The organism is Rhodoplanes tepidamans (assembly GCF_030813915.1).
Lineage (GTDB): Bacteria > Pseudomonadota > Alphaproteobacteria > Rhizobiales > Xanthobacteraceae > Rhodoplanes > Rhodoplanes tepidamans.
Genome location: NZ_JAUSUJ010000025.1, coordinates 101,242 through 112,857 on the forward strand (window position 1 = coordinate 101,242; position 11,616 = coordinate 112,857).

An 11,616-nucleotide genomic window follows, 5' to 3' on the forward strand; every position below is an offset into this window, starting at 1 on the left:
AAGGTTTCGCGACGCGCCGGTGCCTCACGGCGTGCATTTCGGCAGCGAAAGACCGAATGCTGGGCAGAGTCGCGGCCCGTGGCCGCGGGCGGGCGGTCGCGCGGTACCGTCTGCGATCGTGCCGACGTGCCGATGCGCGGCCCGGTAGGTCGCCCGTGCATGCAACGCCGCCGGAACGATCACGTATTACGCGGCCTCGCCCCCGGTGATCGAGGCGAGGAACCGCGAGACCTCCTGCTTCAGGTGTCCGCTCTCGGTCGCCAGCGACTGCGCCGCCGCGTGGACGCCGCCGGCCGCATCGCCGGACTCGACCGCGCGGGCGTTCACGTCGCTGATGCTGGTCGCGACCTGTGCGGTGCCGGCGGCGGCCTGCTGGATGTTGCGGGCGATCTCCTGGGTCGCCGTGCCCTGCTGCTCGGCGGCGGCGGCGATCGCGTTGGCGATACCGGAGATCTGCGCGATGGTGGTGCTGATCTCCTTGATGGCGGTGACCGAGTCGGCGGTGGCCGACTGCATGCCGGCGACCTGGCCGGCGATCTCCTCGGTCGCCTTGGCGGTCTGGGCGGCGAGCGCCTTGACCTCCTGGGCGACGACCGCGAAGCCCTTGCCGGCCTCGCCGGCGCGGGCCGCCTCGATGGTGGCGTTCAGCGCGAGCAGGTTGGTCTGGTCGGCGACGCTGGTGATCAGCTTGACGACGTCGCCGATGCGGCTCGCCGCCTGCGACAGCGCCGTGATGCGGGCATCGGTGCGCTCCGCCTGCTTCACCGCCTCGCCGGCGATGCGGCTCGACTCCTGCACCTGCCGGCTGATCTCCTGCACCGAGCTCGACAGCTCCTCGGCCGCCGCCGCGACGGTCTCGACATTGGTCGAGGCCTCCTCCGAGCCGGCCGCCACCGAGACGGCGAGGCTGCGGGTGTCCTCGGCGGTGCGGGTGAGCTGCCGGGCCGAATCCTCGAGCCCGCGCGCGGCCGACGACACGGTGTCGACGATGCCGCCGACGCTCGCCTGGAAATCGCCGGCGATGCGGCTCATCGACTCGCGCTTGTCGCGCTCGCCGGCCTCGATGTAGACCGAGATGGCGAAGTCCATGTCGATCATCGCGGCCTTGACGAGGGCGCCGATCAGCTTGGTGCGTCGCGCGGCGTTCGAGCCGAGCCAGCCGTCGCGGACCTCGTTCTCGATCATGGCGACGAGCCGCACCATCACGTAGCTGTAGCCGCCGATGTACCAGCGCGGCTCGAGGCCGAGCTTGTTGTGGGTCTCGCCGATGCGCTTCACCGAGCGGACGTAGTCGTCGCTGAAGTCGGCCTTGACGATCGTCGTCCAGTGCTCGAGCTGCTTCTGCTTGGCGTGCTGCTTGCGCGCCGCGCTGGCGAACATGTTCTCCGCGGTGGGGAAGCGGTCCACCTGCGAGTAGAACGCGTCGAGGATTCCCGGCAGGTGCTTCTCGACGAGAGGCCGCATCTCCCGCAGCAGCGCGCGGGTCTCGTCGTCGATGTCGGCGAACTGCAGGCGGGCACGCAGATCCGGGTCGCTCATGGCGCGGCTCTTCGGTTTGGGGACGGTCTGTAATCGTGAGGAACTTATTCGATCATAACCATTGCAACTTCGAGTTAAGTACCGATTAAAGTGATCTTTATAGTCCATTCGGACGAGTTGTAGCCTCGGGTCGAGCACGACCGCGACGTGGTGCCTCTCCGCGTCCTTACGGAGTTGCGCCGGCCCGGGCCTGCACCACATCGAACGGTGGGACGTTCGTCCCGGTTCGAGCCGGGAGGGCTCGCCATGTGGTGGCGTCCGGAACGAAGGTGGTCGAGGCCTTCGAGGCGTCGCGGCCCGGGGCCGGCGGTTCTGCTGATCGCCGCCCTGCTGGCGATCGCCTGGGCCGGCACGGCGGCGGCCGCCGCGGAGCGGCGCTACGCCCTGGTGATCGGCAACAACAGCTACGCCCATCTCGGGCCCGAGCGGCAGCTCCGCAACGCGATCGCCGACGCGCGGCTGATGCGCGACACCCTCGCCGGGCTCGGCTTCGAGGTGATCTTCGCCGAGAACGTCGACCGCCGGAGCCTGGTCGACCGGCTGTCCGACCTCGCCGCGCGGGTCGGCCGCGACGACACCGCCTTCGTCTATTTCGCCGGCCACGGGGTCGCCTTCACGGGCGCCAATTATCTGCTGCCGAGCGACATCCCGGCGCCGCGCACGGCCGGCCGGGGCGAGGAGGGGCGGCTCGCCGAGCACGCCGTCTCCGAGGCGAGCGTGCTCGAGCGGCTGGTGCTGTCCGGCGCGCGGGTGTCGATCGTGGTGCTCGACGCCTGCCGCGACAATCCCCTGCAGGGGAGCGACCGCCGCGCCGTCGGAGGGACGCGCGGCCTGGCGGCGGGGGCCGCGGCGCAGGGCGTGTTCACCATCTACGCGGCCGGCTTCGGCCAGTCGGCGCTCGACCGGCTGGGGCCCGAGGACCCGCATCCGAACTCGGTGTTCACCCGGGTGTTCGCCGAGACCCTGAAGACCCCCGGCCTCGACCTCAAGGCGGTGGCGACCGAGACGCGCCGGCGCGTCGTCGCCATGACCCGGGCGGTCGGCTACGACCAGTTCCCGGCCTATTACGACCAGATCGTCGGCGGCGACGTCTATCTGGCCGGCGGCGGGGAGGCCGGGCCGCCGCGCGACCGCATCGCCGCGGTGGCGCCGCCGGTCGCCCCCGCGCGGCCGCGCGAGGCCGCGCCGCGCGAGGCGGAGCCGGTGCCGGCGGTCGGCATCGCGCGGCCGGCCGAGACGCCGTCCGGCCGGACGCTGGCCGGTCCGCTCACCGCGGCGCAGGAGCGCGCGCTCGCCCCCGGCGACCGCTTCACCGACTGCCTCGGCTGCCCGGACATGACCGTGCTGCCGGCCGGCCGCTTCACCATGGGATCGCCGGAGACCGAGCCGCAGCGCACCGCCAACGAGGGGCCGCAGCGGGTCGTGGCGATCGGCAGGCCGTTCGCGGCCGGCACCTTCGAGGTGACGGTCGACCAGTACGCCGCCTTCGTGGCGGCGACCGGCCATCCGGTCGCGACCGCCTGCTACACGCTGGAGGACGGCCTCGTCGAGGAGCGGTCCGGCCGCTCCTGGCGCGACCCCGGCTTCCCGCAGACGGGCACCCATCCGGTCGCCTGCATCGGCTGGCACGACGCCGCGGCCTATGTGGACTGGCTCGCCCGGACCACGGGCCGGCCCTACCGGCTGCCGAGCGAGGCCGAGTGGGAGTATGCGGCGCGCGGCGTGGTGACGCCCGGGCCGGCGCCGCGCTGGTCGTTCGGCGACGATCAGGCGGCGATGTGCGGCTACGCCAACGCGGCCGACCTGACGCTGCGCAACGCCCTCAAGGGCCGCGGCCCGACCCTGTTCGTGCCGTGCCGCGACGACCACGTCTACACGGCGCCGGTCGGGAGCTTCGCGCCGAACGCCTTCGGGCTGTTCGACCTGCACGGCAACGTCGCCGAGTGGACGGCCGACTGCTGGCGCGACGGCCATGCCGCCGTCCCGGTGAACGGCGAGGCCGGACGGACCGGCGACTGCACGCGCCGCGTGCTGCGCGGCGGCTCCTGGGTCGACGACGCGAAGCGGCTGCGCGCCGCCGCCCGGGTGATGAACCGGCCGGACGACCGCAGCGCCATCGTCGGCGTCCGGGTGGTGCGCGACCTCGTCCGCTGACCGGGCCTCGGTAGCGTCCCCGATGGCCGGCGTTCCGCCGTGCCGTAGTGTTCGCCGGTCCCACCCCGCGCCGGTCGCGGCGGTCCGGACGCCCGGCGGTCCGCGCGTCCTCTCCGTCTCCGCTCCGGCCCCGTCGCCCGATCGGAGACGCGCCATGCCCGTGCCCGGCGAGACCGATGCCGCCGCCATCCTGGACGGACTGATCGACACGATCGCGGCCGGCGGCGCCGCGGCGCTCGAGCCCGTGGCCCTGCGGCGCGACCTGGAGGCCGTGCGGGACGCCCTGCGCCGCGCCCGCGAGCTCGACTTCCGCGAGATCGGCGATCATCTCTACGACGGCATCTACATCGCCGACGGCAGCGGCCGGACCCTGTGGGTGAACCGCGCCTACACGCGCATCACCGGCATCGCCGCCGAGGAGATCGTCGGCCGCAACGTGGAGGATCTGCTGGAGGCCGGCCTCTACCGCAACGCCGTGACGCCGGAGGTGATCCGCCGGCGCCGGCAGGTCAACGCGGTCGGCGAGAGCGTGCGCAACGGCACCAAGATGCTGATCAGCGGCAATCCGCTGCTCGACCGCGCCGGGCAGGTCAAGATGGTGGTGGTGGTCGACCGCGAGATCACCGACCTCTCCGCCATGCAGGCCGAGCTGGAGGCCACCCAGGAGAAGATGAAGGCGGTGGCGGACGCCACCGTGAAGACCAGCCGCGAGATCGAGCATCTGCGCCGGCAGGCGCCGAACCGCAGCCTGCTCGGGCGCAGCGACGCGATCCGCACGGTGCTGACCCAGATCGAGCAGGTGGCCGACCTCGACGTGACGGTGCTGATCGGTGGCGAGACCGGCGTCGGCAAGGAGGTGGTCGCCGACGAGATCCACCGCCGCGGCAGCCGCCGCGCCCGCCCCTTCATCAAGGTCAACTGCGCGGCGATCCCGGCCAGCCTGCTCGAGTCGGAGCTGTTCGGTCACGAGAAGGGGGCCTTCACGGGCGCGTCGGGCAGCGGCCGGATGGGGCTGTTCGAGCTCGCCGACAAGGGCACGCTGCTGCTCGACGAGATCGGCGAGATGCCGATCGAGCTGCAGGCGAAGCTCCTGCGGGCGATCCAGCACAAGGAGATCACCCGGGTCGGCGGCACCCGCCGGCACCGGCTCGACGTCCGCATCCTCGCCTCCACCAATCGCGACCTGCGCGACCTCGCCCGGCAGGGCCGGTTCCGGGAGGACCTGTTCTACCGGCTGGACGTGTTCCCGATCGTGCTGCCGCCGCTGCGCGGCCGGCCCGAGGACGTCGAGGTCCTGGCCGGCCACTTCCTCGCCGCCGGCAACGCCAAGTACGACAAGACGGTCCGGCTCGCGCGGCGGGCGCTCGACATGATGATGCGCTACGCCTGGCCCGGGAACGTGCGCGAGCTGCAGAACCTGATGGAGCGGCTGGTGATCGTCTCCGAGCGCGCCGCCGTGATCGACGAGGCGCTGCTGGCGCCGCTGCTCGACCTGCCGGCCGGCCGCTGCGCCGTGTCCGAGCGCAGCCTCCAGGCGATCGTCGCCGAGGTGGAGCGCCGGGCGATCGAAGGGGCGCTCGCGACCGGCGGCAGCACCCGGCGCGCGGCCGAGCTGCTCGGCATCGACCAGTCGACCGTGGTGAAGAAGGCGAAGCGGCTCGGCCTGCGCATCGAGCGATGACGGACGTCATCGGTCGTGATGCCGTTCGTCATCGCGGCGGAGGCCCCGTGGCCGTGCGGTCCGACGCGCGGATCGCGGGATCGCGATGACGGGGCGCATCGGGGCCCGCCGAAAAGTCCTTCGTGCACCGTCGATTGTTGCTGGCTTTCATCTTGCTGCCCGGTCCTCGGCACAACCGTCGAGGACACGATCGCATGGCCAAACAGATCATCACCGTCGCCACCACGGGCGCCTGGCCCACCAAGGAGCACAATCCGAACGTTCCGCTGACCCCGAAGGAGATCGCCGCCGACGTCTACGAGTGCTGGCAGGCCGGCGCCGGGATCGCGCATCTGCACATGCGCGACGCCGAAGGCCGCGGCACCATGGACAAGCACCGCTTCGCCGAGACGGTCGCGCTGATCCGCGAGAGGTGCGACATCGTCCTCAACCTCACCACCTCGGGCGACCTGAACGCCACCGACGAGACCCGGATGGCGCATCTGATCGCGCTGGAGCCGGAGCTCGCCTCCTACGACTGCGGCTCGATGAACTGGATGCACACGTCCCTGTTCATCAACCATCCGAACTTCCTGGAGGCGCTCGGCCGGACGATGGGCGAGCACGGCGTGCGGCCGGAGATCGAGGTGTTCGACGCCGGCATGTTCTACAACGCCCAGCACTACATGAAGAAGGGCGTCATCCCGTCGCCCGGCTACTTCCAGTTCGTGCTCGGCGCCGCCGGCGGCATCGCCGCGACGGTGGAGAACCTGGTCTTCCTGAAGGGGCTGCTGCCGCCCGACGCCAAGTGGTCGGCGTTCGGCATAGGTGCCGCGCATCTGCCGATCCTGTTCGCCACCATCGCGCTCGGCGGCAACGTCCGGGTCGGCATGGAGGACAACGTCTACTACGCCAAGGGGCGGCTGGCGAAGTCGAACGCCGAGTTCGTCGAGCGGGCCGCGCGGCTGATCCGGGAGGCCAACAACGAGGTCGCGACCCCGGCCGAGGTGCGCGAGATCCTGGACCTGCGGCGCTAGGGGGCGACGATGATCAGAACCATCGGAGTCGTCGGCGCCGGAACGATGGGCCACGGCATCGCCGAGGCCTTCGCGCTCGGCGGCTTCGACGTGAGACTCCAGGATCCGAGCGCGGCGGTGCTCGCCGCCGCCAAGCCGCTGATCCGCGAGGAGCTCGACCTCCTGGTCGAGGAGGCCTACGTCGACGCCGCGGCCGCCGCCGCGGCCCTCGACCGCATCGTGCCGGTCGCCGACCTGAGCGAGGCGGTCGCGTCCTGCGACTTCGTCATCGAGGCGGCGCCCGAGACGCTCGAGCTGAAGCAGACGCTGTTCGCCGAGCTCGACGCGATCTGCCGGCCCGACGCGGTGCTGGCCAGCAACACGTCGAGCCTGCCGCTCGACGGCATGACGGCCCGGCTCGGGCCCGAGCGCCGGCGCCGCATCATGGTGACGCACTGGTACAACCCGGCGCACCTGATGCCGATCGTCGAGCTCTCCTTCTTCGGCAACATGCCGGACGAGATCTACGCCGAGGTCGAGGCGCTGCACCGCGCCATCGGCAAGCAGACCGTCAAGGTGCTCAAGGACGTGCCGGGGCTGGTCGCCAACCGCATCCAGCAGGGCGTCGCCCGCGAGGTGTTCTCGATCATCGAGCAGGGCATCGCCGCGCCGGAGGACGTCGACCGGGCGCTGAAGTTCGGGCCGGCGTTCCGCTACGCCACCACGGGCCAGCTCGAGGTCGCCGACTTCGGCGGCCTCGATATCTGGTGCGTGGTCGGCGACAACCTGCTCGCCGTGATGGACGACTCCCGCCGCGCCAACGAGATGCTGCGCGCCAAGGTGCGGGAGGGAAAGCTCGGCCTCAAGTCGGGGGAGGGGTTCTTCACCTATCCGCCCGACCGGGTCGCGGCGATCCGCAAGCAGTTCATGCGCAAGCTCGTCCATCAGCTCAAGGCGTCCGCGTTCTACGCGTGAGCCGCGTCGGAACCGACAAGAACACACGGGGGAAAATCAGATGCTCTGGCGACTGTCCAAGTCGTTTCAATTCGCCGCCGACCGGTACATCCCGGACTCGTTCGTCTTCTGCGTGATCCTCACGCTGCTCGCCTATGTCTGCGGCCTGATGGTGAGCCCGGACAAGCCGATGGGCCTGGTGATCGGCTGGTACAACGGCCTGTGGTCGATGATCGGCTTCGCCTTCCAGATGTCGTTCATGGTGGTGTGCTGCGGCGCCGCCGCCAAGGCGCCGCTGATCGAGCGCGGCCTCGCCGCGGTGGCCCGCCTGCCGCGGGCGCCGTGGGTCGGCATGGTCGTGCTGCTGGTCTTCGGCTTCGTCTCCAGCCTGATCAACTGGGCGTTTTCGACGATCCTGACGCCGATCCTCGCCATGCAGCTGTCGCGCAACGTCAAGGGGATGCATTTCCCGCTGATGATCGCGGCCGGCTACGCCACCATGGTGATCGGCCAGACCTGGGGCCCGAGCGCCAGCGTCTACGCCCTGGTCGCCACCAAGGGCCACTTCCTGGAGAGCTCGATCGGCGTGTGGACCCAGGACCAGACGGTCTACAACCCGGTCAACACCACGATCTTCTTCATCATGGTGGTCACCGTGATCCTGATCGGCGTGTTCACCCGGCCGCCGGCCGAGGAGGTGATCGCCTTCGCGCCGAAGGTGGATCCGGTCCCGGTCGTCGAGGTCGAGGAGGAGGCGGGCGAGCGGACCTTCGCGGACCGCATGAACGAGAGCCGCATCCTGATGCTGATCATCGGCGTCGCCGGCATCGCCGTGATCGTCGACAGCATCGTCACCAAGGGCGTGATGAAGTCGCTCGACTTCAATTTCGTGATCTTCCTGTTCCTCACGCTCAACGCGTTCCTCTACAACACGCCGCGCCGCTTCGTCGCCGCCTTCAAGGACATGATGCGGCCGGCCGCCGAGGTGATGCTGCAGTTCCCGTTCTACGGCGGGATCATGGGCATGATGACCGCGTCCGGGCTCGGCAAGGTGCTGGCCGGGCTGCTGATCCAGGTCGCGACCGTCGACACCATCTATCTCTGGTCGTTCCTCTCGGCCTGCTTCATCAACCTGTTCATCCCGTCGCAGGGCGGGCAGTGGATCGTCCAGGGCCCGATCCTCACCGAGGCGGCGCTCGCCCTCAAGGCGAACATGCCGCTGGTGTTCAACGCCTTCGTCCACGGCGACGAGGCGACCAACATGATCCAGCCGCTCTACGTCATTCCGGCGCTGGCACTGGTCGGCATGAAGCTCAAGGAGGTGTGGGGCTTCATGGCGTTCATCGGCGTGTTCTGGATCGTCATCGTCGGCACCTGCTTCCTGGTGCTGCCGAGGCTGATGATGTGACGGCCGTGGTCGTCCCGGCGGCGTGCCGCCGGGACTCGACGCCAGACGAACGAAAGCCGGCGGTCTCGCGACCGCCGGCTTTTTCACGAGGATCGGTGCGATCGGCGCCGCCGCTCGGGCGGCGCGGATCTTGTCGAGCAGGCGCCGCTCAGGCGGCGCGGATCTTCTCCAGAAAGCTGTCGACCTCGCTGCGCAGCCGCGCGGCTTCCTCGGTCAGCACGGCGGCGCTCGACTCGACGCCGCCGGCGGCCGTGCCGGTCTGGTCGGCGCAGGCCCGCACGCCGGCGATGTTGTCGGTGACGTTCTGGGTGCGCCGGGCCGCTTCCTGGGTGTTGCGGGTGATCTCGGCGGTCGCCGCTCCCTGCTCCTCGACGGCGGCGGCGATCGAGCTCGCCACGGTCGACACCTCGGCGATGGTGGTGCCGATGCGTCGCATGGCGGCGAGCGCCTGGTCGGCGACCTCCTGGATGGCGCCGACCTGGCTGGAGATGTCCTCGGTCGCCTTGGCGGTCTGGCCGGCGAGGTTCTTCACCTCGGAGGCGACCACGGCGAAGCCCTTGCCGGCCTCGCCGGCGCGGGCCGCCTCGATCGTCGCATTGAGGGCGAGCAGGTTGGTCTGGCTGGCGATGGCCGTGATCAGGCTGACGATCTCGCCGATGCGATGGGCCGCGTCGGTGAGGCCCTGCACGGTGGCGTCGGTCTCCTGCGTCTCGGTGACGGCGCGCTTGGCGACGGTCGCCGCGTGCGAGACCTGACGGCTGATCTCGCCGATCGAGGAGGACAGCTCCTCGGAGGCGGCGGCGACCGTCTGCACGTTCTGGGCGGCCTCGTCGGAAGAGACGGCGGCGTCGTGCGCCTGGCCGTTGGTCTGGGTGGCGGTCGCGGTCAGCGTCTCGGAGGTGCGGCGCATCTCGCCGGCGGCGGAGCCGAGCGCCTCGAGCGCCGCGCCGATGCCGGCCTCGAACTCGCCGATGGCGCGCTCGACCGCCTGCTGGCGCTGGCCGGCCTGATCGCGGCGGCGGCTCTGTTCGGCCTCGATGCGGGCCTTCTCCAGCGCATTCTCCTTGAAGGTGGCCAGCGCCGCCGCGAGGCTGCCGATCTCGTCGGTGCGGTCGCGATAGGGGACCTCGACCGAGAGGTCGCCGTCGGCGACCTTGACCATGGCGCCCTGGATGCCCTGCAGCGGGCGGATGACCCGGCGGCTGACGATGGCGAGGCCGCCGGCGGCCAGCGCCAGCGCGCCGATCAGCAGCGCCAGGCTGACGATCAGGTTGGTGCGGGCTTCGGCGACCTTGGCCTGGGCATGGTCGGTCGCCGCGTCGAGCGCCGTCTCGGCGAGCGCGACCAGGGACTGCAGGCGCGGGATCGAATCGACGCTCCAGTCGCTGCTCTTGATGTCGACCGGCTGCCCGGCCGCCAGCGCCGCGATGGTCTGCCGGCGGGTGGCGACATAGTCGGGCGCGAAGAACAGAGCCTTGGCCTTGTCCATGGCGGCGTGCAGCGGGGAGGCCGGCGCGAGCCCGCTCCTCGCCGACTCGATGATCTGCCAGCCGGCATCGAGCCGGCCGATCTGGTTCCACAGGGTCTGGACCGTGCCCTCCGGCACGCGCTGCTTGAAAGCGAGCGCGGAGGCGACCGTCGCGGAGGCGGCGCCGCCATTGTCGCGCACCAGCCAGGCGGCGTCCTTCAGCTGCATCATCTGGTCGACGAACGCCTCGTTGTTCATCACCACCTTGGCGATCGCCGGGTTGATCGCGTTGATGACGTCGAGCAGCCCCGTCATGTTGGCCTCCGCCTCGCGGGCGAGGCCGGCGCGGCGCTGCGGCTTCGGCTTCGCCAGATTCGCCGCGATCTCGCCGTCGAGACGCATCTGCGTCTGCAGGAGCTGCGCGAGCGTGGCGACGCGCTCGGCACGGCCCGGAAAGTCGATGCCCGGGAGAGCCTTCAGGCTCGCCTGCAGGGCCGGCGTGATGGTGGCGGTGAAGCCCGCGACCATCTTGGTCTGGTCGGCATTGGCGGGGGCGTCGATATTGAGCGTGCGGATCGTGATGGCGCGGCTCATCCGCAGGGTCGACATCGCCCGGAACAGGTGGCCGGCGGCACCGGCGACGTCGGAGACGCGGTTCGCCGTGGCGAGGGTCTGCCAGGCCGTCCAGGCACCCGATCCGAGCACCAGGACGATGGTGGTCGCCATCACGACGATGACGGACTTGAGAAGAACGTTCGAGGACAAGGTGCGAAACATTTCATCCGCTCACTGGACAGCAACGAGCTGGTTCTAATCACTCGTGATTAAGTCTCCGTTTAGCAACTTTTAAGGGTGGTAACGCGATGCCTCCTCTTCCTCGCCGTCCAGGATCCGAACGGTGGCGCCGGGAGCGACAAAAGAGCCGGCGGCCTCGCGACCGCCGGCTTTCCTGACGAGGGATCCACGACCTGCGCGCCGCTCAGGCGGCGCGGATCTTCTCCAGAAAGCTGTCGACCTCGTTGCGCAGCCGCGCGGCCTCCACGGTCAGCACGGCAGCGCTCGACTCGACGCCGCCGGCGGCCGTGCCGGTCTGGTCGGCGCAGGCCCGCACGCCGGCGATGTTGTCGGTGACGTTCTGGGTGCGCCGGGCCGCTTCCTGGGTGTTGCGGGTGATCTCGGCGGTCGCCGCACCCTGCTCCTCGACGGCGGCGGCGATCGAGCTCGCCACGGTCGACACCTCGGCGATGGTGGTGCCGATGCGCCGCATGGCGGCGAGCGCCTGGTCGGCGACCTCCTGGATGGCGCCGACCTGGCTGGAGATATCCTCGGTCGCCTTGGCGGTCTGGCCGGCCAGGTTCTTCACCTCGGAGGCGACCACGGCGAAGCCCTTGCCGGCCTCGCCGGCCCGCGCCGCCTC

Annotated in this window: 8 protein-coding genes; 5 read left to right on the forward strand and 3 right to left on the reverse strand. The window is 70.7% G+C overall.

The features are described 5' to 3' along the window. Window positions 1–186 precede the first annotated feature (186 nt). Entirely contained in the window at window positions 187–1,539 is a 1,353-nt protein-coding gene (locus J2S22_RS24725; protein WP_272778445.1) for a globin-coupled sensor protein, read from the reverse strand. Window positions 1,540–1,785: 246 nt separating this feature from the next. Here J2S22_RS24725 and J2S22_RS24730 point away from each other — a divergent pair, with 246 nt between their 5' ends. From J2S22_RS24730 to J2S22_RS24750, 5 genes are all read left to right on the forward strand, one after another. Further along, window positions 1,786–3,693 (forward strand): SUMF1/EgtB/PvdO family nonheme iron enzyme, encoded by a 1,908-nt coding sequence (locus J2S22_RS24730; protein WP_272778446.1) that lies wholly within the window; start codon window positions 1,786–1,788, stop codon window positions 3,691–3,693. Window positions 3,694–3,847: 154 nt separating this feature from the next. Beyond that, window positions 3,848–5,374, forward strand: a complete 1,527-nt coding sequence (locus J2S22_RS24735) for a sigma-54 interaction domain-containing protein (protein ID WP_272778447.1) — start codon at window positions 3,848–3,850, stop codon at window positions 5,372–5,374. 194 nt (window positions 5,375–5,568) lie between these two features. Continuing rightward, window positions 5,569–6,390 carry a beta-keto acid cleavage family enzyme gene (locus J2S22_RS24740; RefSeq protein ID WP_272778448.1) on the forward strand — a complete coding sequence of 274 codons (822 nt, stop codon included), beginning with the start codon at window positions 5,569–5,571 and terminating at the stop codon, window positions 6,388–6,390. 9 nt (window positions 6,391–6,399) lie between these two features. Continuing rightward, window positions 6,400–7,344, forward strand: coding sequence for a 3-hydroxyacyl-CoA dehydrogenase family protein (locus J2S22_RS24745; protein WP_272778449.1), 945 nt, complete (start codon window positions 6,400–6,402; stop codon window positions 7,342–7,344). Window positions 7,345–7,384: 40 nt separating this feature from the next. Next, a complete protein-coding gene (locus J2S22_RS24750; RefSeq protein WP_272778450.1) occupies window positions 7,385–8,731 on the forward strand; it encodes a short-chain fatty acid transporter in 1,347 nt (448 codons plus the stop codon). 148 nt (window positions 8,732–8,879) lie between these two features. Here the strand turns inward: J2S22_RS24750 and J2S22_RS24755 are convergent, their stop codons facing one another. Beyond that, entirely contained in the window at window positions 8,880–10,976 is a 2,097-nt protein-coding gene (locus tag J2S22_RS24755; RefSeq protein WP_307155886.1) for a methyl-accepting chemotaxis protein, read from the reverse strand. A 202-nt stretch (window positions 10,977–11,178) separates the two neighbouring features. Then, window positions 11,179–11,616 (reverse strand): methyl-accepting chemotaxis protein (locus J2S22_RS24760; protein ID WP_307155887.1); only part of this gene is annotated, 438 nt, incomplete at its 5' end.

What these genes read in the sequence shown, in the direction of transcription:
- J2S22_RS24745 (WP_272778449.1), top strand. Translation starts at nt 6,400, where the DNA reads ATGATCAGAACCATCGGAGTCGTCGGCGCCGGAACGATGGGCCACGGC.
- J2S22_RS24735 (WP_272778447.1), top strand. Translation starts at nt 3,848, where the DNA reads ATGCCCGTGCCCGGCGAGACCGATGCCGCCGCCATCCTGGACGGACTG.
- J2S22_RS24755 (WP_307155886.1), bottom strand. Translation starts at nt 10,976, where the DNA reads ATGTTTCGCACCTTGTCCTCGAACGTTCTTCTCAAGTCCGTCATCGTC.
- J2S22_RS24725 (WP_272778445.1), bottom strand. Translation starts at nt 1,539, where the DNA reads ATGAGCGACCCGGATCTGCGTGCCCGCCTGCAGTTCGCCGACATCGAC.
- J2S22_RS24730 (WP_272778446.1), top strand. Translation starts at nt 1,786, where the DNA reads ATGTGGTGGCGTCCGGAACGAAGGTGGTCGAGGCCTTCGAGGCGTCGC.
- J2S22_RS24740 (WP_272778448.1), top strand. Translation starts at nt 5,569, where the DNA reads ATGGCCAAACAGATCATCACCGTCGCCACCACGGGCGCCTGGCCCACC.
- J2S22_RS24750 (WP_272778450.1), top strand. Translation starts at nt 7,385, where the DNA reads ATGCTCTGGCGACTGTCCAAGTCGTTTCAATTCGCCGCCGACCGGTAC.